We start from the raw sequence: 23,841 nt of genomic DNA on the forward strand, positions 1-23,841 counted from the left end.
AAACCAACCTCGGCGGCTGGTGCGAAAAACACCACTACCTCAAAGACCAACCCGGCTGGCAATTCGAACCCCAACCCGACGGCAGCATCACCATCACCACACCCACCGGCAGCACCTACACCAGCCAACCCGAACCACTCCACGAACCCCGACCAGCGGGCACCGAGAAATGGGGCTAGGTGAACCGGACTCGTTTGCGGTAGTGGTGTGCCGGAACGGAAATCGGGCCGGTGGCGCTCGCCGCGGTGTAGTCGAACGGGCCCTCGTCGGTCCATCCGCTCCGTTCGTAGAAACGGCGGGCCCGGGCGTTTCCGGCTACCACGGCGAGCCAGGCGTACTGGTGACCGTTCGCCGCGGCGAGGCGTTCCGCTTCGGCGATCAGGACGCGCGCGATCGCGGTCCCGCGGTGGCGGGCCGATACGTAGACCTGTTCGACCTCGTCGTCCACCACCATGACGAAGCCTGCCACGGTGCCGCCGACGGTCGCGACCACCGTGTCGTCGACTCGCTGGGCGGCGCGTACGTCGAAGGTCTCGGGGGTCCGGGCCGCGAGGAGGTCGTCGCCGACGTGCCCCAGATGACCGTCGCGCCAGCCGTGGTACCAGATTTCCGCGACCGCTGCCGCGTCGTCCGGGGTCGCTGGGCGCAGGGTTACCGCTTCGTCGTCGGTGGGCACCTGGTCAGTGTGTCATCACCGGCGGGCGGTGACCCAGGCGGCGATCTGCGCGCGGTTGCGGAAGCCGAGTTTGGTGAGCACTCGCTGCACATGGGTTTCCGCGGTGCGCCGGGAGATGACGAGCCGCGCGGCGATGTCCGGATTGGACAGTCCCTCGGCGACCAGGCGGGCGATCTCCCATTCGCGCTCGGTCAGTTCGAGAGGGCGGCCACCGGACACGTGGCTGGCGGTGGCGGTGTCCTCGCCGAGCGCGAACCGGGTGGCCTGCTCGTCGGTGAACGCGCGACCGGCGGCGAACAGGGCGTCGAACCGCTCGGGTCCGAGCGCTTCCCGGGCGGCGTTCAGAAAACGCCGGTGCGGCAGGGCCACGGCCACGTCGGCCGAGGCGCCCACGGCCTCCCACACGGTGGCCGCCGCGCCGAACAGGGTCGCGGCCCGCTCGAACTCGCCCTGGCGGGAGGCGACCCAGGCCATGCCGTCGAGGCGGTAGGCCAGCTGGAGCCGGCTGCCGATGGTCCGCGTGATCACCAGGCCGTCCCGGGCGGCTTCGGCGGCCACCGCGACCTCCCCGAACTGGACCTCGACGTGGACCAGTCCGGCCAGCGCGATACTGCGGTAGTACAACTCCCCGCACGATTCGCTCAGCGCGAGCATCCGGCGCAGCACGTCGCGGGCGGTTTCCAAGCCGCCGGTGTACGCGAGCGCGACCCCCTGGATGTACAGCGGGTGCAGTTCGCGGCGGAGGTCACCGAGAACGCGGAATGCCGCCGCCGCGGCCGCCCCGAGTTCGGCGGTCCGGAGATCGAGCCGGATCATCGCCTCCAGGCTCCGGACATAGGTCAGATAGGCCGCGAGTGGTTCGCCGCCGCTCCCGGGGGACAGTTCCTCCGCTTCGGTGAGCCGGGTCGCCGCCAGGTCCGCATCGGAATGCCACAACGCGAAGAGCGCGCTCGTGGCCAGTGCGAACGGCCGGTCCGGGTGCTCGGCCGGGGCCGCGGCCAGCGCGCGCTCCAGCCACCGGCGCGCCTCGAGGCTGAAACCCCGCAGCGCCCAGTACTCGTCGACCCGGCGGGCGATCCGCAGCGCCGCACCCGCCTCGCCCGGTTCGGCAATCGACCAGTCCAGCGCGGCGCGCAGGTTCGCGTGCTCGTTCCGCAACCGATCGATCCAGGCGAGCTGGTGCGGACTGGCCCATTCCGCGTCGGCCCGTTCGGTGAGCCGGTCGATCCAGTCCCGGTGCGCCCGCGCCACGCGCGCCCGGTCGCCCGCCTGCTCCAGCCGTTCCTGCCCGTACTCGCGCAGCGTTTCCAGCATCCGGTACCGGACCACGTCGTGCCGCTCCTCGCGGATCAGCACGGATTTGTCCAGCAACTCGTCGATCAGATCCAGCACCGCGTCCCGGTCGACGCCCGCGCCGCCGCACACCTCCTCGGCGGCGTCCAGATCGAAGGATCCGGCGAACACCGACACCCGCGCCCAGACCGCCCGCTCGGCCGGTGAGCACAACTCGTAACTCCAGTCGATGGTGGCTCGCAACGTCTGCTGCCGCTCCGGCGCGGTGCGCGGCGCGGCGGTCAGCAACGGCAGCCGCCGCGTCAGCCGCTCGGCGAGTTGCCGCGGGGACAGCGACCGGAGCCGCGCCGCCGCCAGTTCGATGGCCAGCGGGAGGCCGTCCAAACCCCGGCAGATCCGGGCGACCTCGGCGCTGTTCTCGGCGGTGACCCGGAACGCGGGCACCGCCGCGGTCGCCCGGTCGGCGAACAGGCGCACCGCGTCGTACTGGGACAGTTCTTCCGGCGAGTCCCCGGCGTCGGCACCGGGAACCGGCAGCGGCGGCACCCGCACCACCTTTTCCCCGGCCACGCCCAGCGACTGCCGGCCGGTCGCCAGCACACCCGCCCGCGGGCACTCCGCCAGCACCGCGGCGGCGAACTTCGCGCACGCTTCGACCAGGTGCTCGCAGTTGTCCAGCACCAGCAGCACGGCACGTTCGCGCAGGTGGTCGAGCACGACCCGCTCGACCGAGCGACCGGACCGGTCCTGCAGCCCGAGCCGATCGGCCACCAGGTTGGGCACCAGCTCCGCGTCCCGCAGCTCGGCCAGCCCGGCGAACACGACGCCGTCGGCGAAACCGCGTGCGGATTCCGCTGCCACGCTGGCCGCCAACCGGGTCTTGCCGACCCCACCGGGGCCGGTCAACGTCACCAGCCGCGCGGTGCGCAGGTGCGACCGGATCTCGGCCGCCTCCCGCCGGCGACCCACATAACTGGTCAGCGCATTCGGCAGACCCGCAGCCACTCCCAGCGCACCTCACTGTCCGCGATCGACGGTCAACCTTAACCGCCGCCGCGCGGTCGCACACGTCGAGGATGGTGGCCAGGAGCTGGGCGCGCTGGGGGCCGGTGAGCGAATTCGGATATTTCCGGGTACTGGTTCGTCCACAGCAGACAAGTGATCTGTCTACTGTGGACGAAGTGCGCAGGATCAGATCGCGAGCAACGCGACGATCGCGGGACCGAAGGCGGCGCCGAGCAGGTAGCAGAGATTGAACAGGCCCAGCGCCGCCGCCCGGTGTTCCGCCGGGACCGCCGCGGACGCCCGGACGGCCAGGACGCCCTGGCCGGAGGAGGCGGTGAGCGAACCGGCGAACATCGCGGCGAGCAGCACGGGCGCCCCGGCGGCGAGCGCCACCACCGCCGGGGCGGCGACGCCGAGGGCGGCGAGCACGGCGACCACGACCGGGAACGGCACCCGCGCGGAGGCCGCCACGACGAACCAGGACAGCGTGCCGCCGAGCAGCAGCGGCCACAGCATGGCGGTCCCGATCTGGCCGGGTGTCCACTCCGTGTGCCGCGCCAGCAGCGCGGGCAGGGCGTAGACCACGCCGAAGTTGATCACGGCCAGGACCAGGGCGAGCCCGGCGGCAACGCCGAACCGGGGCGTGCGCACCACCGCCCGCGGGACGAATCCGGCGGGCCGGACCCGCAGGTGCAGCCCGAGCAGCACCAGCGCCACGGCCGCGCCGGGACCCGCCACGGCCGGGTGGTGCGGCAGGAACACCAGCGCGGTGACCAGCGTCGTGAGCAGTGCCGCGCCGGTCGGGTCGAACCGGCCGGATGCCGCGGGTCGACCGCCGCCCGGGGCGCGCTTGGCGACCGCCGGGATGGCGAGCAGGCTCACCACCGGCAGGGCGAGCGCGGCCTGCCAGGACAGCAGGTCCCGGACCACCGAACCGATGATCAGCCCGGTCGCGCCGACCCCGGCGAGGGTCGCGGTGACCACGCCCATCGCCCGGGGCGAATCGGCGAGGTCCATCGCGGTCACGGTCAACCCGGCGGTGCCGAGCGCCTGCAACGCGCTGCCGAGCACGAGCACGGGCAGGACCGGGACGGCCACCACGAGCACCGCACCGGTCAGCACGAGCACTCCGCACGCGATCAGGGTGGCCCGGACCCCGCGGTGGCCGAGCAGCCCGGCCAGCAGCGGGGTGCCGACCGCGATTCCCCAGCCGAACGCGGTGACGATCCAGGTCGCCGCGCTCGCCGAGACGCCGAGATCGGCGGCCGCGTCGCCGAGGATCAGGGTCGGCGCGGTGATCCCGAAGGACAGCGGTCCGGACAGCAGCGCGAGCAGTGGCGCGGGAACCCGGCGGGTGCGGGGCCCGGAAGCGGTGAGCGTGCCGGTCTCGGCCATCACGCGGCCTCGCCGTTCGTCCGGCGGGCGACCTGACCGAGGTCGTCGAGCAGGTTCCGCAACGCCGCCCGCTGCTCCGGATCGCGCAGGTGCCCCTCGGGTTCGAAGGCCTCGTCGGCCCGCGGGACGCACAGTTCGCGGTCGACCACGCGGGCCCCGCACGCCGCCAGCACCTTGCGCAGGGATTCCTGCGACCAGGCGGCGCCGTAGTCGCTGGGGCTCACCCCGACCACGGCGACCGGTTTGCCGATGAGCACGCCGGATTCGTACGGCCGGGACAGCCAGTCGAGCGCGTTCTTCAGCTGGCCGGGGATGCCGGTGTTGTACTCCGGGGTGGAGATCAGCAGGGCGTCCGCCGTCGCGAACTCCGCCCGCATCGCGTGCACCTGGTCGGCGGGCCGGTCCTCGTCGTCCTCGTTGAACGGCGGGATCGCGGCGAGGTCCCGCCAGAGCCGCACGCTCATCCCGGCATCGGTGAGCGCGGCCGCCCCGCGCAGCAGGCTGGTGTTGTGCGACGCGGCGCGCAGGCTGCCGGAGACCGCCAGGACGTTGAGCTGGTTCGTGTCGCGCATCTTCGGTTCCTCTCCTCGTGGTTCGTTGCGGACAAGCCTCCGGAGCGCGCTTACGGTCTTCTGCGCATCGACTTACGGTCTGGTCGGAAGATCCCCATATGCTGATGGAGGATCTGCAGAACCAGGGCCAACCGTGTTGGTGAACCAGGGACGCGCGCTTTGGCGAAGCCCCGCGAGCGGGGCGGCGGGGCGCCGGACGACGAGAAGTGAGGTTTTTGACCATGTCAGCGCCCCGGCGACGCGCTCGCGTCCGCGCGTTTTAAGAAAGCACTGTGCGAATGCGGTTCGGGGTGCTGGGTCCACTCGCGGTGCAGACCGATCAGGGGGTGGCCGTCGCGATTCCCGGCGCCAAGGTGCGGGCGCTGCTGGCCGATCTCTTGGCGCACGCCGGCGAGCCGGTGTCCGTGGACCGGCTGGTCGACGATCTGTGGGGCGAGTCGGCGCCGCGCAATCCGGCGGGCGCCTTGCAGGCCAAGGTCTCCCAGTTGCGCCGCGCCCTGGACGAGGCCGAGCCCGGCGCGCGCGAACTGGTGGTGTCCCGGCCGCCCGGGTACCTGCTCGACATCGCACCCGACGCGCTGGACGCGCGCCGGTTCGCCGCCCTGGTCGCCGCCGCGCGGTCGGAAACCGAGCCGAAAGCCACCGCCCGGCTGCTGACCGACGCCCTCGCGCTTTGGCGGGGACCCGCGTTCGCCGAGTTCGCCGACGAACCGTTCGCCCGCGCGAGCATCGACCAGCTGTCCGAACAGCGGCTGGCCGTGCTGGAGGACCAGGTGGCGGCCCGGCTTGCCGTCGGCGAACACGCCGAGCTGGCCGGCGAGCTGCCCGAGCTGATCGCCGCGCATCCGCTGCGGGAACGGCTCTACGCCGTCCACATGCACGCGTTGTACCGCGGCGGGCGGCAGGCGGACGCGCTGGAGACCTACGAGCGGCTGCGGTCCCGGCTGGCCGATGAGCTGGGGCTGGATCCGAGTCCCGAACTCGTCCGGCTGCGGCAGGCGATCCTCGAACAGGACCCCGCGCTCGCCCCCGAACCCGCGCCCCGCACCGGCCGGACGCGGCCGATGACCAACCTGCCCGTGCCGATCACCGAACTGGTCGGCCGGGACGCGGCCGTCGACGAGGTCCGCGGCCTGCTGGGCACGCACCGGCTGGTGACCCTGACCGGTCCGGGCGGGGTGGGCAAGACCAGCCTCGGCTGCGAGTCGGCGCGGCGGCTGATCGAGTCCTTTCCGGACGGTGTGTGGCTGGTCGAGCTCGCCGGGTTCACCCCGCCCCCCGACGCGCTGGACGCGCTGGCCGATCTGGTCAGCGCGATCCTGGGCATCGGGGATGACGCCACCGGGGTGGTCCTGCCCGAGGGCGGGCGCGCCGGTTCGGTCGGCCGCCTCACCGGCGCGCTGCACGAGCAGCGGATGCTGCTGGTGCTGGACAACTGCGAACACCTCGGCGAACCGGTCGCCGAGCTGACCGGGCTGCTGCTGCGGTCCGCTCCCGGGTTGCGCGTCCTGGCGACCAGCCGGGAACCGCTGGGGATCTCCGGCGAACAGCTGTGGCCCGTGCCGCCGCTGGCGCTGCCCGAATCCGGCGCCGAGGAGGCGGACACCGAGCACCTGCGGCGGTCCAGCGCGGTCGCGTTGTTCGTCGCGCGGGCGGCCGCGGCGAGCCCCGGTTTCACCCTCGACCGGGACAACGGGCACGCGGTCGCCGAGATCTGCCGCCAGCTCGACGGGCTTCCGCTCGCCCTGGAACTCGCGGCCACCCGGGTCCGGGCGCTCGGCGTGCACGATCTGGCCCTCCGGTTGCGGGACCGGTTCCGGTTGCTGGTCACCGGGCCGCGCACCGCCCCGGCCCGCCAGCAGACCCTGCGCGCGATGATCGACTGGAGCTGGGAACTGCTGTCCCCGCCCGAACGCGCGGTGCTCCGCCGGATCGCGGTGCACCCGGAGGGGTGCGATCTCGTCGCCGCCGAGGTCGTCTGCGCGGGCGACCGGGTCGAACCCGCCGACGTGCTCGACGTGCTCGCCCGGCTGGTGGACCGCTCGCTGGTGGTGGCGGCCGACGGGCCCGAGGGCACCCGGTACCGGTTGCTGGAAACGGTTTCCGCGTACGGTCAGGAACGTCTCGAGGAGGCGGGGGAGGCCGAACCGGTCCGGCTCCGCCACGCCCGCTACTTCACCGAACTCGCCGAACGCGGGCACGAACGCCTGCTCGGCCCGGAGCAGCGGATCTGGTTGCGGCGCCTGGACCGCGAAGCGGCCAACCTGCGCGCGGCGCTGGCGACCGCGGTGCGGCAGGCCGACGCGGAACTCGCCCTGCGGCTGGTCAACGCGCTGGCCTGGTACTGGTTCCTGCGGGGCAAGCATCTCGAGGGGCACCGGGCGCTCGGCATGGCGCTGGCCGTCGACGGTCCCGCGCCGGACGACCTGCGCGCCGGGGCACTGGCCTGGCAGACCGCGATCGGGTTCCTGCAGGGCACCGAGCCCGCGCCGATGGACCGGAGCCGGACCGTGCTCGAGCTGTGCGCCCGGCTGGGGGATCCGCGCACGCTGGCCCAGGTCCAGTGGCTGTTCGGATTCGTCGGCCGCAGCGGCGCGCTGGCGGCCTCGGAGGATCTCGTCAACGCGGCCCTGGCGAGTTTCCGGCGGCTGGGCGACGACTGGGGCCTCGCCGCCGCGCTGAGCACGCGCGCCGAACAGGCCCTGGTGCGGGGCGAACTCGCCGAGGTCGAACGGGACGGGGCGGAGGCCGCCGAGTTGTTCGCCGAGCTAGGGGACCGCTGGGGTCAGGTGCGGACCGCGAGCATCCTCGGCACCGTGGCCGAGATCGGCGGCGACTACGACCGGGCGACCCGGTTGCACCGCGACGGCCTGCGGATGGCCGAGGAACTCGGGTTGTGGACGGTCGCGTCGCAGGAACTGTCCCGGCTGGGGCGGCTCGCGCTGCTGGCCGGCGACTACCCGGGCGCCGAGGACCTGCACCAGCGCGCCCTGCGCCTGGCCCGGGAACACTCCTACGAACCGGGAGCCAGTTTCGCCCGCGGCGGGCTCGGCCTCGGCGCCCGGCGCGAGGGGCGGCTGGACCTCGCCGAAAAGCACCTGCGCGAGTGCCTCGACTGGGAGTGCCGGATCGGCTACCACACCGGAATCGCGCTGACCCTGGCCGAACTGGGGTTCATCGCCGAACAACGCGGTGACGCGGACCGCGCGCTCGCCCTCCACCGGGACGGCCTCGCGCAGGCCCGCGCGACCGGCGACCCCCGCGCGATCGCCCTTGCCCTGGAAGGAATCGCGGGCGCGCAGGCACTGGCCGGTGCGCACCGGCGCGCGGGGTACCTGCTCGGCGCCGCCACCTCGGCCCGGGAATCCACCGGATTTCCCCAGCCCGCGGCCGAACGCGGTGACGTGGACCGGATCACCGGTGCGGTCCGCGCGGCACTCGGCGCCACCGGATTCGAGGCCGAATTCGCGCGCGGCCGAAGCGCCGGGCTCGCCGAAGCCCTGGCGGCCGTCGACGCGTGGTGGCCGGAGGCACGTCGAGATGGGTGAGGGAGCTTGATCGACTACGGTTCGCGGATGCGCGCGGGATCGGGCCCGCCGTCCCCGGAAGACGTTCTCGACCGGCTGCGCGAATTGGTTTGACGGTACCGGCCCCGATCCGCCAACGTCGGTGCGGTGCAGATCGCGACGACCAGACCGGGGCTGGAGCTGAGATCCCTCGTCCCCGATGACGCGTACGCCTACGCCACCCTGCTCCAGGCCAATGCCGACCATCTCACCCGGCACGGCGATTACGTCGACGAGATCGGGATTTCCGCGGACGAATACGCCGCGGAGTTCGCGAAGTGCGATCCCTTGCGGGATTTCGGCATCTACGAGGACGGTGTGCTCGTCGGCGCCGCCGCGCTGGTACTGGGCGAGCCGCCGAAATACGGCCTCGGTTACCTGCTCGCCGAGCGCGCGTGCGGGCGCGGAATCGCGACGCTTTCCGTGCACGCGCTTGCCCGCCACGCACGGGCCCGGCTCGACGCCACCGACCTGTTCGCCGGGGTGACCCACGGAAACCACGCGAGTGCGGCGGTCCTCAAACGCTTGGGATTCCGCCGCATCGCGTCGTTCGAAAGCTACGCCCGTTACCACCTCGAGCTGTCCCGGCTCGGGTAGTTCCCCAGAGGTCGCCGTCAGATGCAGCGGTGACCGATGGTCGCGGGAATCTCGAAGGGATTCGTGGGATCCTCGTACGTCACGATGTGCACGCACAGGTGATCGATCGGCGGGTTGGTCTGCTCGTAGGTCTTCAGCTCGTTCCAGGTCTCCCCGGCTTCGACCCAGCGGGTCTCCCGCGGGTTGCTGTCCGCGACGCCACCGGCGAAGACGGTCGTCTCGACGAAAACGTAGCGGCGGCTGGCGCATTCGACGGTCCACCCGGCCTGGCGTGCCGGGGGATCGAGGTGGATGTCCTGGGTGACGCAGCCGCCGGACGGTTCACTCGCGGCACCGGCGGGGGAAGCGCTCCCGATGAGCGCGCCCGCGCCCGCCGCGAGAACGGCCAGCGGCATGCCCAGGAATCTGCGGTAGATCGATCTTCGCACGAGAACCTCCGTCGCAATGTGGTCTGGACCTTTTCAGTATCTCGATCACCGCCCGGCCAGGCGTACCACCGGGCGGCCTAATCGATCACCGGCGCGCTGGGGCCGTTGTCGTGCTCGACCTGGCTTGTCAGTCGTGGAGTACGCCGCAGGCGAAGCGATCGCCGGCGTTGCCCGTGCCGTTCGTCAGGTCGATCGCGGCCTGGCCGTTCGCGGTGTACTGGTTCGGCGCGGTGCCCAGCGGGATGTTGCCGAAGTTGTCCGGTCCGACGTGCACGATGACCGCTCGCCCCAGGACGTCGCGCACGGCGAACTTGTCCAAGCGGAACTGCATCTCGACGGTGCCATTGTCGCGGCGCATGAGCGACGGCAGGTCTCCGGCGTGGTGGCCGTGCGTGCCGCCGCCGGGATTCCAATGCGCGTCCGCCGAGACGAACCAGGTGTTCGACGGTTGCGCCGGATCGGCGACACAACCCGAGCCGTTGGCGGGATTGTCGTTGGCGTGGATGTGGAATCCGTGGAATTCCGCGGAATCGCCGGGCAGCCGGACGCGCACCACCGCGCGGACGGAACTGCCGGAACCGGCGAATTCCACCTGTCCCACGGTGACCCCCGCCGCGTCCCGGAGTGTGGCCGCTGCCGTGCTCGCGGCGGCCGTGTCGCCGGGAACGCGGCTCGCCTGCCCGGAGCCGGTCACCATTACCGCGAGGCCCGCGCCGACGAGCGCGGCCACCGCCGAACGTTTCCCATTCCCCTGAAAGATCATTCCGTTTCCCTGTTCCCCGTCGAGTAGGAAATAAACATGACGGGAAACAGTCTCCCATGATTTTCCGGCTGATCGTTACGGTAAGGAGAGCAGTTTCCGGGGCCGGATGGAAGGCATGCCGCCCGATTATCGGGGTCTGGGATGGACGGCATTTCGTCCGGCTATCGGAGCGCGGGATGGGGACTGGAGTCGCGGACCGCGCTGATCAAGGCGCGGGCGCCCGGTTCGCGGCCGAGGCCGTCGAACAGGCCGGGCCTGCCGTAGGTGGCCGCCCGTTCGGCCGGGTCGAACAGTTCGGCCCGCCAGCCGTGACCGGCCAGCCAGGAGACCGGATCGGCGGGTGCGCCGGACCGCCACATGCGCATCACCTCCGCGCCGGGCACCTCGCCTTGGTCGAGCCGCTGGTTGAGCTCGTCCAGCCGGTCCTGGCTCAGCGTGGTCAGGGCCAGGCGGCTGCCCGGCGCGGAGAGTTCGGCGACCCGGCCGAGCAGCTGTTCGTTCTGCTCGGCGGAGAAGTACATGAGCAGTCCCTCGGCGATCCAGGCGGTCGCGGCCGCGGTGTCCAGCCCGGCCCGGATGAGCGCGGCCGGCCAGTCGGCGGTCAGATCGGCGGGCACCGGGATGCGTTCGCACGCGGGTGCCGCACCCGCGCGAGCGAGCACCTCCCGTTTGAAGTCCAGCATCGGCGGCAGATCGACCTCGAACACCCGGGAACCGGGTGGCCAGGCCAGGCGGAACGCCCTGGTGTCCAGCCCCGCGCCGAGCAGCACCAGCTGGCGGCACCCGGCGTCGACGGCGGCGTGCACGTACTCGTCCAGGAACCGGGTGCGGATCGGGATGGAACGCAGCAGCAGCCGCCAGTGCGGCGGCACGTCCCGCTCGGCCTCGGCGAGCTCGGCCGGCGGCAACGGCCAGCCCGCCGCCTCCAGGAACCGGGCGGCCAGCGGATCGTCGAACAGCCGGTCCGGACGCTGGCTCTCCTGGGCGCGCATCGCCGCCACCCCGATCGCGGTCAAGCCGACCCCGTCCGGCACCGCGGTTGTCGTCTCGTCGCTCACGTGATCACAGTACGGCTTGTCCGGCTCTTTACTGTCCGGCGGTGATCAGCGCGAGCAGCACCGGACCCGCCGCGAGCACGAAGCCGATGGCCAGGTTGGTGCGGCGGTACTGGGCCACCAGCGCGACGAATTCGCGCAGGAACGCGCTGGGCACGAAATAGGCCGCGGTCGGCACGCCGATGACGCCGAGGCGCAGCTTCAGCCGGCGGGAGAGCACCGCCGTGCGGAAGACGTGGTAGTTGTTGGTGACCACGAGAACCCGGCCGAGGCGACCGTGCCGCTGGAGCAACGCGACGCTGTACCGGAGATTCTGGTCGGTCGTGGTGGCCCGGTCCTCGAGCAGGATCGCCCGTTCCGGGATGCCCGCGCGCCGGAGATACGCGCTCATGGCCGCCGCCTCGGACACCAACTCGTCGGGCCCCTGGCCGCCGGAGACCACGATCACCGGATCGGCCCCGGCCTCGACCTCGCGCCGGTACCGCCGCGCGGCGCCGTCCAACCGGCTCGCCAGCAGGGGCGGCACCCGGTCCCCGAGCAGCCCCGAACCGAGCACGACGATGGCGTCCGCCCGGCTTCGCCGGCTCATCCTGCCGTACAGCACCGAATACACGAGCAGGGACGCGAACAGGAAAGCGAGGTAACCGGCGACCAGCGTCAGCGACACCGCCAGCACGATCACCCAGGTGGATTTCGCGTACGCGACCGCGTAGAAGCACAGCCCGAACAGCGCCACCAGGGCGACACCGGCCAGCAGGGACAGCAGGTTCGCCGGTCGGCGCCCCTCCCGCCGCCACATCACCACCCCGTTGGCGATCAGCGCGGCGGGCAGGACCAGGACCACCAGCGCCACGAGAACCAGCAGCAGGACCGAGGTGGCGTCGGCCAGCAAGCCCCGGCCGGAGAACAGGAGCCAGAGTCCGCCGAAGACCAGCGCCACGCCGAGCCACACCGCGTTGCCGAGCCGCCGGGGCTCCCGGGCGGTGCGGATCAGGAAGATCGCCAGCGCCACCGCGGACAGGAACGCGTAGACCATTTCTCGGGCTGCCCACTTTGTTGTCAGGAGGTTCATTCCGGTTCGGCGCGTCAGCAGGTGTCGAGGTGGCCGCGGTACCAGTCCAGCACCCGGCGGGTGGCGCCGCCGCCGAGCGGGTAGCCGTCGGGTTGCCCGGGCGTCACCACCCGGACCCGCTCGGCGGCGATGTCGATTCGCAGGTCGAGCACGTCGGCGCGGCCGATCGGCCAGAGGAACTCGTTGTTGTAGGTCAGCGGCACCCCGGCGAGCACCAGGTGCTCGTACAGCCGGTCGCCCGGCCACACGGCCAGGGGAGCGCCGCGTTCGTCGACCTGGTGCACGCGGTCGACGGTCACCAGAAACCGGTCGACCACTGTCACGTTCCCCATACTCGGCGGCGCGCCCCGCTGGCGCACCCCGCGATCACCCGGACGGGGCTCCCCGGCAGGTGACTCTCCTATCTCCCGGCCAGCCCTTCGAAGTACGCCTTCTGCGCCGGGTAGTACTCGCCGAAGTCCGGCAGCGCGGCGCCTTCGCGCGAGGCCAGCAGCATGTCGAGGTAGTACTCCCAGCCGGGGCCGATCTCCCCGACGCCCGCGTCGGATTCGAGGTGCTGGACGAAGCGGAGTTCGGTGCTGCCGCCGGTCTCGGACAGGCGCACCTCCATCCGCCAGGTGCCCGCGTCGTCGGACATCGACACGGCGAGGTGGCTCGGCGGTTCGCAGGAGTCGATGCGCAGATCGCACCACGGCGCCTGCTCCTCGTACGCCATCTGGACCTGGATGGTGTTGCCGGGCTTGGCATCGCCCTTCCACGGCCCGAACCAGCGGGCGGTGCGCCCGGGGTCGGTGACGCTGGCCCAGACGTCCTCGATCGGGGCCCGCAAGGTCCGGGTGAGCACGAGGTCGGAGCCGGTGGCGGTGCGGAGGAGCCGGCCGGTGGGCGTGGGTTTCATGCGGTGTTCCCTTCGCGGTGGCGTGCGGAGTGCCGCGACTTCCGGTCCCGCCGGGTGCGGTACACCTCGGTCTCGAGCGCGTCGAGGCGGTGTTCCCACTTCCTCGACGTGTCGAACTGGGCGAGCCACTCGGCGAGTTCGGCGAGCGGAGCCGGGTCGAGGGTGTAGATCCGTTGCCGGCCGACGAGTTCGTCGGTGACCAGGCCGCTCTCCCGGAGCACGCGGAGATGGCGGCTGGTGGCCGGGCGGCTGATCGCGAAATGCGCGGCGATCTCGCCCGCCGAGAGGCGCTCGTCGCGCAGCAGCACCAGGATCTCCCTGCGGATCGGATCCGCGATCGCACCAGCCGCGTCCACCCCGGAAGCGTAACCGATGGGTTACGCGTTTACCAGCGCTAGGTGAGGGTCACGGTGACCTTGTGCCCGCCCTCGGAGTTGTTGCCGACGTAGAGGTCCACGGCGCCGGGTTCGATGACGAACTCGCCTTCGGGCCGGTTGGTCCAGAAGCCGAAGTCCTCGCCGGTCAGGGCGAAGCGGACTTCCGCGCGTTCCCCGGCGCGGAGCGTGACGCGCTGGAAGCCGCGGAGCTTCCGCACCGGCTGCACGATGCTCGCCACCCGGTCGTGCAGGTAGAGCTGAACGACCTCGTCCCCGTCCCGGTCCCCGGTGTTGGTGACGGGGACCCGCACCTCCACGGTGCCGCCACCGCGCAGCTCGCGCACGGAGACGCGGTCGCGGCCGAGCGCGGGCGCGCCCACGTCGAACGTGGTGTAACTCAGGCCGTGCCCGAACGGGAACTGCGGACCGTTCGGCAGATCCAGGTAGTAGGAGCTGTACGGGTCGTTCGGGTCGTAGGGCCGCCCGGTGTTCTCGTGGTTGTAGTGGATGGGGAGCTGCCCGGCCGCGCGGGGGAAGGACACCGGCAGCTTGCCGCCCGGGTTGACCGCGCCGAAGAGCACGTCCGCGATCGCGTTCCCGCCCTCGATCCCCGGATGCCACGCTTCCAGCACCGCGGGCGCGGCGTCCAGCCAGCCGCCGATGCTCAACGGCCTCCCGTTGACGAGCACGACCGCGAACGGCTTCCCGGTCCGCGCGATCGCCCGGATCAGCTCCGGCTGGACGCCCGGCAGGCCGATATCGCTGCGGCTTTTGGCCTCGCCGCTGAAGTTCGACGGCTCGCCGACGACCACCACGGTGACGTCCGAGGCCCGGGCGGCGGCCACCGCCTCGCCGATCCCGCTGCCGTCCTTGCCTTCGGGGTCCACGCCCCGGGCGTGGCGCACCACGGCCTGCCCGGCCGCGGCCCGGACCCCCTGCAGGACGGTGACCGCGGGGAACTTCTTCCCCGGACCGGCCCAGGTGCCGTGCAGATCCGGCGAGTCGGCGAACGGGCCGACCACCGCGATGGAGCCGAACGGCCGCCGCAGCGGCAGCACCGCCCGGTCGTTCTTGAGCAGCACCATCGAGCGCGCGCCCGCGGCCCGGGAAGCCGCTCGCGCCGGATCGGCCGGACCGGGAATCTCGGCCTTCTCGTCGACATACGGGCGGTCGAAGAGCCCCAGCCGGAACTTCAGCCGCAGCACGCGAGCGACGGCGTCGTCCAGCCGCCGCGGGTTGATCCGCCCGGCGGCGAGGAGTTCGCGGCCGTGGTCGGACAGGGTGGTGCTGACCATTTCCATGTCGACCCCGGCGTTCAGGGCCAGCCGGGCCGCGTCGGCGTCGTCCTCGGCGAACCCGTGCTTGATCATCTCCCGCACACCGGTGTAGTCGCCGACCACGAAACCGCCGAAGCGCCACTGCCGCTTGAGGATTTCGGTGAGGGTGTGCGCGTTGCCGTGGCCGGGAACCCCGCTGACGGTGTTGAACGAGGCCATCACGGTGGCCGCGCCGGCGGCCACCGCGGCCTGGAAGGGCGGGAGGTAGAGGTTGCGCAGCCGGGATTCGGAGACGTCGACGGTGTTGTAGTCGCGCCCGCCCTCGGCGCCGCCGTAGGCGACGAAATGCTTGGCGCAGGCCGCCACCCGGTCCGCGGCGGCGAGATCGGAACCCTGGTAGCCCCGGGTCTTCTCGGCCGCGAACCGCGCCGCCAGGTACGGGTCCTCACCGCTGCCCTCGGCGATGCGCCCCCAGCGCGGTTCGCGGGTGACGTCCATCATCGGCGCGAACGTCCAGTGCACCCCGTTGGAACGGCCCTCTTTCGCCGACACCGCCGCGTCGCTCACCGCGACCGCCGGGTCGAAACTGGCCGCCTGGGCGAGCGGAATCGGGAAGGTCGTCCAGAAGCCGTGGATGATGTCGAAGCCGAAGATCAGCGGGATGCCCAGCCGGGATTCCTCCACCGCGATCCGCTGCAGGGCATTGGTGTTCGCGGCGCCGTAGATGTTCAGCACCGAACCCAGCCGCCCGTCCCGGGCCCGCCGCTCGACCTCCGCGTTCTGCCCGCCGCCCGGCCCGGTGTCGCCGTTCCAGGTGAGCTGCTGAAGTTGCCCGAGCTTCTCCTCGGTCGTCATGCGGCGCAGCAGGTCCTGCGCCCGGGAGTCATGCACCGAATCCTCCGCCGCCGCGGCGATTCCGGTGGCCGCGAAGGTGGCGGCCACCGAGCCGCCCATACCCGCCAGCATCGTGCGCCGCGTGAGTTCTGCCTTGCCCATCTATACCTCTTCGTCGAGTCGGACGGGGTTTGTATGTGGCAAGAACAAATGTGGCGGCTGAGGCGCGGTGCTGTCAATCGACGGCCCACGGTTGTTCGGTCAACCCTTCGGCGAAGACCATGCGCAGTTCGATCGCGCCTTGGCGGGCCACGATCGCTTCCCGGTATTCGGGAGAGTCGTACCATTCCTTGAGCCGATCCATGTCCGGGAACTCGACGATCGTGGTGACCCGGGAGGCGGGCCAGGTCCCCTCGGCGACCTCGGGCACGGTGCCTTGCACCAGGTAACGGCCGTCGTAGCGGCGAATCGACGGCTCCGCCAGCATCCGGTAGGCGTGGGCGCGCTCCGCGTCCAGAACCCCGGCTTCGACGATCACGTAAGCGGCCACGAGCGCTCTCCCTTATTCGCCGTGTCATTTGGACACGCCGTATACTTTCATAACGCCGACGAGTTCGGCAACGGTGTAGGGTGTGCCGGTGACGACGGACCAGCGGATGACCCGGCGAGAGCGGCTGCGGGCCGAGACCACCCGGGAGATCACCACGATCGCGCTGCGGCAGATGGCCGAAGACGGGCCGGGCGCCATCTCGCTGCGCGGGATCGCCCGCGAGATGGGGATGACCGCCCGGGCCATCTACGGTTACTTCGCCACCCGGGACGAGCTGATCACCGCGCTGATCGGGGATGTCAGCGCCTCGCTCGCCGACGCGCTGGAGGCCGCGCGCGACGCCGCGCCCGCCGATCCGGGAAGCCGCCTGCTGGCCTGGGGCCGGGCGCTCCGGGAGTGGGCCGTGGCCAACCCCGAGGGCTTCCGGCTCGTCTACGGCGATCCGGTCCCCGGCTACCAGCCGCCCGGCGAAGGGCCCGCGGACCAGGCGGGCCGCCGGATCTGCGGGGGGCTCAACCGCCTGGTGGCCGAGGCCTGCGCCGCCGCGCCCGCGAACGGTTTCGACTGGCCGGACTTCCCGCCGGACTACCGGGCGAAGGTCCGGGCCGAGGTCCCGGACCTCTCGCCCGCGGTGGCCGCGCTCGCCGTGCGGGTCTGGGGCCGCATGCACGGATTGGTCACCCTCGAGGTCTTCGGCCACCTGCGCGCGGTGTCCACCGATCCGGCCGCCCTCTACCACGCCGAACTACTCGACCTCGTGAATTCCCTGGCCCCGCGGTCGTGACCGGTCAGGGCGGTTAGAACTGCCCGCACCACTCACGACCCACCTCCCCGGGTATTCAGGAGAACCGGCGCTCCCCGGTCCACCCGGGATCCCCGGTCTTCGCGAAGCGGACCCACGCGCCGTGCATCTCCGCGGCGAGTGCCGGTGGTATTTCCGGTCCGAGCAAACCGTTCTCCGCGCGCAGGGCGGGCAGGTCCGTGTTGTCGAACACGAAGGGGAGTTCCGCCGTGTGGCAGGCGCCGAACGGGCCGCCGCGCCAGTCGAACTCGTAGGTGAACGCCTTGTCGTACCGGGAAACCAGCCGTTCGCGGCCGTCGCGGAACATCGCGTCGATGGCCGCGCTCTGCTCGGGACGTTGGTAGAGCAGCGATTCCTGCGAGTTCGTCCCGACGAGCAAGTCCACCGGAAGCGCCTCGGGAACCTCGTCGAGCACGACGCCGAGCGGGGTCACCCGCGACCCCGCGGCGGCCACCTGGGCGAGTTCGGAAACGAGTCGTTCGTCGGGGATCTCGGCGAACGCCGCCACCGTGGCCGGAATGCCCAGCCGGTCGGCCAGCGCGCGGGTCGTCTCCGCCGCCTGCGCGCCGGTCATCGTGCTGAGCCCGCCGCTCTGGCTGATCGCCCGCCGGAACAGCCCGGACGCCTCGGGCGTCACCAGCAGCGCGCCGACGATCATCGCGCCCGCCGACTGCCCGAACACCGTGACCTGGTCCGGATCCCCGCCGAAGCTCGCGATGTTCTTCCGCACCCACCGCAGCGCGGCGAGCACGTCCAGCAGGCCCCGGTTCCGCGGCGCGTCCGGGAGGTCCAGCCAACCGGGCGCACCGAGCCGGTAGTTCAACGTCACCAGCACCACGCCGTCGCGGGCGAACGAAGTCCCGTCGTACAGCGGCGCCTGGCCGGTACCGGAGACGAAACCGCCGCCGTGCACGAAGACCAGCACCGGCGCGCTTCCGGTGGTCGACGGCGTCCAGACGTTGACGGTCAGGTAGTCCTCGCCGCGAACCCAGCCCGGTCCGATCACCGGGCTCAGGTCCAGCGGGAACCGCCGGGGCGGTGCCGGAGCCGTCGGCCCCGGTCCGTCGAAGCCGCGATCACCGTCGACCGGCACCGGTGCGCCGAACCGCGCGGCGCCGGTCGGGGCGGCGGCGTAGGAGATGTTCCGGAACACGTTCACCGCCACGCCAGCCACTCCTTCACCGCGAACTTGCCGCCGTCCCGCCGGACCTCCGCGGCGCCCGCGCCCGGGAAATGCGCGGGAAACAGGAGCGCGTTGTGGTCGGCGGTCCACTCCAGCAACCGGCGCCGGGCGACCCGTGCCTGCGCCTCGTCCTCGTCGAAGGAGGGGCCGCAGTCCGGCTCCGCGATCTGCAACGGACTGTGCAGCAGGTCCCCGGCGAAGACCGCGTGTTCCGTGCCCGACCGGAGCCGCACCACGGCGGACCCCGGGGTGTGGCCCGGCGCCGGAACGATCCGGAGGTTGGCGTCCACGTCGTAGTGGTCGCCCTCCCACAGCACCGTCTGCCCGGCCCGGTGCACCGGCGCCACGCTGTCCTCGAACACGTTCTGCGACTGGCGCCCCGAGCGGGTCCGGATCTCGTTTTCCGGGTTCCAGTACTCGAAGTCGGCGCGCGCGATCAGGTACTCCGCGTTGGGGAAGGTCGGCCGCCACTCGCGGTCGGCGAGGACGGTGTTCCAGCCGACGTGGTCCCCGTGCACGTGCGTGTTGATCACCACGTCGACGTCCTCCGGGCGGACGCCCGCCGCGGCCAGCTCGTCGAGGTAGTTCGTGTCGAGGTGGGCGAAGAACGGCATGTACGGCCGCTCGCGGCCGTTGCCGATACCGGTGTCGATCAGGATCGTGCGGCCCTCGCTGCGGATCAGCCAGGTCTGGATCATCGTGCGGACCTCGTCGGCGGCCGGGTCGAGAAACTCCGGAGCCAGCCAGTTCTCGTGCCGCTGCCAGTGGTCCAGGGCCACGTCGGGAAAGACGAAGTCGCGGGGGAGACCCCGTGCGGTCAGCTCGACCACGCGGGTGATCTCCACGTTTCCGAGGGTGATGGTGTCCATGCGTCCAGCCTGGTGACCGGGCCGGTCCGGCGGTATCAGTCACGTGACTGCACCTCGCGGATACAGTCGAAAGGTGACCATCGCCGGGCGGGACGAGGAAAGCGCCGCGGTGCTCGGCCTGAGCAGCGGCGTGCTGATCGTGACGGGTGAACCGGGTGCGGGCAAGAGCACGCTGCTCGAGCTGGCGGCGGACCGGCACGGCGGCCGGGTGCTCCGGATGACCGGCAGCGAGAGCGAGACGAACCTGCCGTTCGCCGGGCTGCACCAGCTGCTGCGGCCGGTCCTCGGCGAGACCGCGAACCTGCCCGGGCGGCAGCGGTCGGCGCTGCTCGGCGCCATCGGCCTGGACGACGCCGGAGCGCCCGACCGGCTGCTGATCGGCGTCGCGCTGCTCACCCTGCTCTCCGAACTCGCCCAGCGGGCGCCGGTGCTGGTGGTCGCCGACGATCTGCAGTGGATCGACGCGGGATCGCTGGAGGCGCTCGCCTTCGCGGCCCGGCGCATCGACGGCGAACCCCTCGCCGTGCTCGCGGGGACCCGGGATGCGGCGAAGCTGCCCGGCTTCCCGGTGCTGCCACTGGGACCGCTCGACGCCCGCGCCGCGGGTGCGCTGCTGGACCGGCAGCCGCGTCCGCCGACCGGCAAGCGGCGGATGCGCATCCTCGACCAGGCCGCCGGAAATCCGCTGGCGCTGGTCGAACTGGCCCGGGCGGACTGCGCCGACGAGGACATCCTGCCGCTGACCGACCGCCTCGAGCGCGTCTTCGCCGCCGACCTCGAAGCCCTGCCCGAAGCCACCCGGCACGCGCTGCTGCTGGTCGCCGCGGACGAACTGGCCGTGCACGAGCAGGTCGAGGCGCTGGCTCCGGCCGAGGCCGCCGGGCTGCTCCGGATCACCGGCGGCCGGGTCCGGTTCCGGCATCCGCTGATCCGATCCGCGATCTACCATTCCGCGCCGCTGGCCGTCCGGCGGCGGGCCCACCGCGAGCTGGCCGACGCGCTCGCGGGCGAACCCGACCGGCGCGCGTGGCATCTCGCGGCCGCCGCCGAGGGGCCGGACGAGCCGATCGCCGCCGCGCTGGAGGAATCCGCGGCCCGCGCCCGTGAACGCGGCGGGCACCTGACCGCGGCGACCGCGCTGGAACGCGCGGCCGAACTGAGCCCGGCGCGGCACGACCGCGCGCGCCGCCTGGTGGCCGCGGCCGGAGCTGCCGTCTACACCGGACAACCGCGGTGGGTGGAGCAACTCGCCGCGAAGGCCGCTGCGAGCACCGACGATCCGGCGCTGGCGGCCGAAGCTTCGCTGCGGGTCGGGCAGATTCTCACGCTGACCGCCGACCACGACACCGCGCTGTCCTCGCTGATGCGCGCGGCGGAAGAACCCGGGTTCACCCGGATCGCGATCGCGTCGGCGTCCGTGGCCGGTTTCTACTCCGGGGACGAGGAGCACCGGCTCGCGGTCCGGGCTCGTGCGGGGAACGATCCGTGGACGCTCGCGGTGACCGAGCCGACCGCGCGGCGCGCCGAGCTGGTGGCCGCGCTCCCGGCACTGGTCGAGCGGGCGGGCGGTGATCCCGGGGTGCTGGTCTCGCTGGGTGCGATGGCCTGGCTGCTCGACGAAACCGCGCTGGCGGTGCGGATCTTCGACGACGCCCTGCACCGCTGGCGCATGCGGGGCTCGTTGCCCACCGGATTGGGCTGCTCGGCGGGCTGGGCCTACCTGGACCACGGGCTCTGGGCGCAGGCGCGGCTGGCCGCCTCGAACGCGACCTCCGCCGGCGCCGGGATGCCGCACCTCGACGCCGGGGTGCGAGCGCTCGAAGCCGCCGCGTTCGCGCTCACCGGCGACACCGCCGAAGCCCGGTCCGCCGCGGCGGCCGGATTGTCCCTTGTGGACCCGAACCGCAGCCGCGCGGTCGGCGTGCGCGCCCGGTGGGCCCTGGGGATGGCCGCCGTCGCCGACGGCGATCAGGTCGCCGCCTACGAACAGTTCCGCCTGCTGTTCACCGAGACCGGCGATCCGGTCCACTACGCGTGCTCCTACGCCGGAGTGGCCGAACTCGCGGCCGCGGCCGTGCGCACCGGTCAGCACGTCGAGGCCGCGGAAATCGTGGAACGCTCGGCCAAGCGGCTCGCCGGTGGCCTCTCGCCCCGGATGCACGCCCTGCTCCACCGCGCTCGCGCCTTGCTCGACCCGGCGGAGGCCGAGTCGCACTTCGAGGCGGCCCTGGCCGACCCCGCGGGCGAACAGTGGCCGTTCGAACGAGCGCAGATCCTCCTGGACTACGCGGAATGGCTGCGCCGCCGTCGCCGGATCGCCGCCGCGCGCCCGAAACTGCACGCGGCGCGCGAGATCTTCCACCGCCTCGGCGCGCGCCCGTGGATCACCCGCACCCAGGGCGAACTCCGCGCCGCCGGGATCGACGCCGAACCCGCCGCACCGGACGCGCTGACCGCCCTCACCCCGCAACAGCAGCAGATCATCCGCCTCGCCGCGCGGGGCCTGAGCAACCGCGAGATCGGTGAGCGGCTGTTCCTCTCGCCGCGCACGGTCGCCTCGCACCTCTACCGGAGCTTCCCGAAGCTCGGGGTCACCGCCCGGTCGCAGCTGCACACCTTGATCGACGCCTCCGGCTAGCGCACCAGGGCCGCCGCGCGGGAAAATTCTGCGCCGAAGTTTGTGAACATTGGTGTTCATGGATGCTAGGGTGCGTCCGTGCGCACCATGGTCCAGGAACCGAGGATCCGGCCCGGAACCCGACGGGAACTGGGGTTGCCGGTCTGGCTGTTCACGCGGCTGGCCGCCCTCCGGACAAAGACGCGGCCGCCGCGGCTGTTCACCGTGCTGGGGCGGCACCGCCGGCTCTTCCGCGGCTGGTTGCACTTCGCCGCCACCATGATGCCGGGCGGGTTGTTGCCGCGGCGCGACAGCGAACTGGTCATCCTCCGGGTGGCCGCGCTGCGGGAAAACCGGTACGAGCTGGAACACCACCGGCGGCTCGCCGCGGCCGCGGGGCTGACCGGCGACGAGATCGCGCGGGTGGTCGACGTGGGAACGCAGTGGGACTGGGGCGATCGCGACGCCGCCTTGCTCCGCGCGGTCGACGCCCTGCAGGCCGATCGCGATCTCGACGACACCCGGTGGGCGGAGCTCCGGCGCAATCTGTCCGAAAAGGAGTGTCTGGAGTTCTGCCTGCTGGTGACCCACTACGACCTGCTGGCCACGGTGATCACCACGCTGCGGATCGAGCCGGACTCCCCGCGCGGCGGTTGATACCGCAACGGCGATCAGAGTGGCGGGGTCAGTTCCAGCCGCCACCGGCCCTCGTGTTCCCGCACGGTGACGGAGAACGAGAAGGTGCTCCCATCGGTCCGCCGCCCGGTCACCCGGACGATCCGGGGCGCTCGGGCATCCGGCGCCAGGGTGACGGCGATGTCATGACTTCCCGCCGCCCGCAACTCGTCCACATAGGACTTCGCGAAGTTCTTCGCCCCATTCGGCGGGTAGTCGACGAGTTCCTCCAGTTGCCCGGCGTCGAGCGTGTTCAGCGCGGATTCGGACTTGCCGCGCAGTTCTTCGGGCGAATCGACCCCAGCCTCGGGCAGCCGTGCGATGAGGACGGTGACGACGACGATCCAGGTGACCAGCAGGGTTACCGCGACGACGAGAGCGAACTTCCCGCGAGCAAACCTCGGTGCGCCGCACCGTGAACCGCGATTGCGCCGGTTTGCCTCTGTCATATCAGGAAATGCTTAGAACTCCCGTAGGTGACGTCTTCCATTACATTCCAATAGACCGGAAGAGCAAAAGCGAATCTGATCTTCGTCACTACCGGATAATGCGCTGTGGCTACATCTGGCGCAATGTTGATCAATGGATAATCGGCGGAAACTTCACACCCGGGCCGGTTCGCGCGGTCGCTGGTCCTGCGTGTCGCTGACACAGCCGACATCAACCGATCAGCTGCCGGACCAGGAGCATGACCTGCGGACCCAGCTCGGGCAGCCGCTCCGGTTCGCCGCCGATCAGGGTACTGGCGACCAGTGAGCTGATGCCGCCGACCAAGAGGCGGCAGGCGAACCGGGAATCGGGGAGCCGCTGCCACTCCGGCAGGGTGGCGAGCCCGGTCTCCAGCAGGTCGATGAACCGGTCCTGCACCTCGAACCGCTTCCGCTGCGCGGCGGGACCGGCCACATAGGACTCGACGAAGAAGACCCGGGCCATCGACGCTTCCGCGGTCAAGGTGGCGAAGTACTTCGTCAGCACCCGCTCCAGGCGGTCCAGTTCGGGTTCCTCGGCGGCGCCTTCCGGTTCGGCCATGAGCTGGGTGGCCAGCAGGCCCGCCACGCGGTCGAGCAGGGCGAGGAAACATTCCTCCTTGTCCGCGAAGTGCTGGTAGAAGGTCTCGCGGGAGACGCGGGCCCGTTTGAGCACGTCCGCGACCGAGGTGCGCACGTATCCCTGCTCCGCCACCGCGTCGGCCATACCGTGCAGCAGCCGGGAGCGCTGGGAACTGCGGACGCTTTCCCGGCTGAGCCGGTGACGTCCCCGCGGCAGCACGTCGAACTCGGGCTTCTCGCTCATCCGGTGAAGGTTAACAACGGCCCTTCCGGTCGCTGTTTGTGAAC

22 protein-coding genes are annotated in these 23,841 nt (G+C 71.9%); 5 read left to right on the forward strand and 17 right to left on the reverse strand.

Going from position 1 to position 23,841, the window contains the following annotated elements:
* Positions 1-175: 175 nt before the first annotated feature.
* The 4 genes from FXO23_RS42840 to FXO23_RS42855 all read right to left on the reverse strand — a co-directional run bounded on the left by FXO23_RS42840 (position 176) and on the right by FXO23_RS42855 (position 4,941).
* Positions 176-676: a GNAT family N-acetyltransferase gene (locus FXO23_RS42840; RefSeq protein ID WP_158893317.1), complete on the reverse strand. Its 501-nt coding sequence runs from the start codon at positions 674-676 to the stop codon at positions 176-178.
* Between the two features lie 15 nt (positions 677-691).
* A complete protein-coding gene (locus FXO23_RS42845) occupies positions 692-2,974 on the reverse strand; it encodes an ATP-binding protein (RefSeq protein ID WP_246258379.1) in 2,283 nt (760 codons plus the stop codon).
* 186 nt (positions 2,975-3,160) lie between these two features.
* Positions 3,161-4,369: an MFS transporter gene (locus FXO23_RS42850; protein WP_158893381.1), complete on the reverse strand. Its 1,209-nt coding sequence runs from the start codon at positions 4,367-4,369 to the stop codon at positions 3,161-3,163.
* Positions 4,369-4,941, reverse strand: coding sequence for an NADPH-dependent FMN reductase (locus tag FXO23_RS42855; RefSeq protein WP_158893318.1), 573 nt, complete (start codon positions 4,939-4,941; stop codon positions 4,369-4,371). The genes FXO23_RS42850 and FXO23_RS42855 overlap by 1 nt, the downstream gene beginning before the upstream one ends.
* Before the next feature lie 278 nt (positions 4,942-5,219).
* On the opposite strand from FXO23_RS42855, the gene FXO23_RS42860 reads away from it, so the two are divergent.
* Both FXO23_RS42860 and FXO23_RS42865 read left to right on the forward strand, forming a co-directional pair.
* Entirely contained in the window at positions 5,220-8,489 is a 3,270-nt protein-coding gene (locus tag FXO23_RS42860) for an AfsR/SARP family transcriptional regulator (RefSeq protein ID WP_158893383.1), read from the forward strand.
* 126 nt (positions 8,490-8,615) lie between these two features.
* The gene (locus FXO23_RS42865; protein WP_158893320.1) at positions 8,616-9,104 is read left to right on the forward strand and encodes a GNAT family N-acetyltransferase; all 489 of its coding nucleotides are present in this window, start codon (positions 8,616-8,618) and stop codon (positions 9,102-9,104) included.
* Between the two features lie 17 nt (positions 9,105-9,121).
* Here the strand turns inward: FXO23_RS42865 and FXO23_RS42870 are convergent, their stop codons facing one another.
* From FXO23_RS42870 to FXO23_RS42910, 9 genes are all read right to left on the reverse strand, one after another.
* Positions 9,122-9,532, reverse strand: a complete 411-nt coding sequence (locus FXO23_RS42870; RefSeq protein WP_158893322.1) for a hypothetical protein — start codon at positions 9,530-9,532, stop codon at positions 9,122-9,124.
* Between the two features lie 127 nt (positions 9,533-9,659).
* The gene (locus FXO23_RS42875) at positions 9,660-10,295 is read right to left on the reverse strand and encodes a superoxide dismutase family protein (protein WP_158893324.1); all 636 of its coding nucleotides are present in this window, start codon (positions 10,293-10,295) and stop codon (positions 9,660-9,662) included.
* 161 nt (positions 10,296-10,456) lie between these two features.
* Positions 10,457-11,353, reverse strand: coding sequence for a class I SAM-dependent methyltransferase (locus tag FXO23_RS42880; RefSeq protein ID WP_246258381.1), 897 nt, complete (start codon positions 11,351-11,353; stop codon positions 10,457-10,459).
* 28 nt (positions 11,354-11,381) lie between these two features.
* Entirely contained in the window at positions 11,382-12,386 is a 1,005-nt protein-coding gene (locus FXO23_RS42885) for a YdcF family protein (protein WP_158893325.1), read from the reverse strand.
* A 50-nt stretch (positions 12,387-12,436) separates the two neighbouring features.
* Complete coding sequence (locus FXO23_RS42890; RefSeq protein WP_158893327.1) at positions 12,437-12,745, reverse strand: hypothetical protein; 309 nt, start codon at positions 12,743-12,745, stop codon at positions 12,437-12,439.
* Between the two features lie 77 nt (positions 12,746-12,822).
* The gene (locus FXO23_RS42895) at positions 12,823-13,320 is read right to left on the reverse strand and encodes an SRPBCC family protein (RefSeq protein ID WP_158893329.1); all 498 of its coding nucleotides are present in this window, start codon (positions 13,318-13,320) and stop codon (positions 12,823-12,825) included.
* On the reverse strand, positions 13,317-13,676 hold the full coding sequence (locus FXO23_RS42900) for a metalloregulator ArsR/SmtB family transcription factor (RefSeq protein ID WP_246258386.1): 360 nt from the start codon (positions 13,674-13,676) through the stop codon (positions 13,317-13,319). Before FXO23_RS42900 ends, FXO23_RS42895 begins: the two co-directional genes overlap by 4 nt.
* Positions 13,677-13,714: 38 nt before the next feature.
* Positions 13,715-15,970: a glycoside hydrolase family 3 N-terminal domain-containing protein gene (locus FXO23_RS42905; RefSeq protein WP_158893331.1), complete on the reverse strand. Its 2,256-nt coding sequence runs from the start codon at positions 15,968-15,970 to the stop codon at positions 13,715-13,717.
* Positions 15,971-16,043: 73 nt separating this feature from the next.
* Positions 16,044-16,358: a DUF1330 domain-containing protein gene (locus FXO23_RS42910; protein ID WP_158893333.1), complete on the reverse strand. Its 315-nt coding sequence runs from the start codon at positions 16,356-16,358 to the stop codon at positions 16,044-16,046.
* A gap of 88 nt (positions 16,359-16,446) precedes the next feature.
* Between FXO23_RS42910 and FXO23_RS42915 the strand changes: the two genes are divergently transcribed.
* Positions 16,447-17,142: a TetR/AcrR family transcriptional regulator gene (locus FXO23_RS42915; RefSeq protein WP_246258387.1), complete on the forward strand. Its 696-nt coding sequence runs from the start codon at positions 16,447-16,449 to the stop codon at positions 17,140-17,142.
* A 55-nt stretch (positions 17,143-17,197) separates the two neighbouring features.
* Here the strand turns inward: FXO23_RS42915 and FXO23_RS42920 are convergent, their stop codons facing one another.
* Both FXO23_RS42920 and FXO23_RS42925 read right to left on the reverse strand, forming a co-directional pair.
* Complete coding sequence (locus FXO23_RS42920; RefSeq protein ID WP_246258388.1) at positions 17,198-18,325, reverse strand: carboxylesterase/lipase family protein; 1,128 nt, start codon at positions 18,323-18,325, stop codon at positions 17,198-17,200.
* Positions 18,316-19,212 carry an MBL fold metallo-hydrolase gene (locus FXO23_RS42925; protein ID WP_158893337.1) on the reverse strand — a complete coding sequence of 299 codons (897 nt, stop codon included), beginning with the start codon at positions 19,210-19,212 and terminating at the stop codon, positions 18,316-18,318. Before FXO23_RS42925 ends, FXO23_RS42920 begins: the two co-directional genes overlap by 10 nt.
* A gap of 73 nt (positions 19,213-19,285) precedes the next feature.
* Here FXO23_RS42925 and FXO23_RS42930 point away from each other — a divergent pair, with 73 nt between their 5' ends.
* A complete protein-coding gene (locus FXO23_RS42930) occupies positions 19,286-21,850 on the forward strand; it encodes a helix-turn-helix transcriptional regulator (protein ID WP_158893339.1) in 2,565 nt (854 codons plus the stop codon).
* 87 nt (positions 21,851-21,937) lie between these two features.
* Complete coding sequence (locus tag FXO23_RS42935) at positions 21,938-22,486, forward strand: carboxymuconolactone decarboxylase family protein (RefSeq protein ID WP_158893391.1); 549 nt, start codon at positions 21,938-21,940, stop codon at positions 22,484-22,486.
* Between the two features lie 14 nt (positions 22,487-22,500).
* Here FXO23_RS42935 and FXO23_RS42940 read toward each other — a convergent pair whose 3' ends face one another.
* Together FXO23_RS42940 and FXO23_RS42945 are read right to left on the reverse strand one after the other, a co-directional pair.
* Positions 22,501-22,953: a hypothetical protein gene (locus FXO23_RS42940; RefSeq protein WP_158893341.1), complete on the reverse strand. Its 453-nt coding sequence runs from the start codon at positions 22,951-22,953 to the stop codon at positions 22,501-22,503.
* Positions 22,954-23,164: 211 nt separating this feature from the next.
* On the reverse strand, positions 23,165-23,797 hold the full coding sequence (locus FXO23_RS42945; protein WP_158893343.1) for a TetR/AcrR family transcriptional regulator: 633 nt from the start codon (positions 23,795-23,797) through the stop codon (positions 23,165-23,167).
* Positions 23,798-23,841 lie beyond the last annotated feature (44 nt).

Source organism: Amycolatopsis anabasis (genome assembly GCF_009765355.1).
Classification (GTDB): Bacteria; Actinomycetota; Actinomycetes; order Mycobacteriales; family Pseudonocardiaceae; genus Amycolatopsis; species Amycolatopsis anabasis.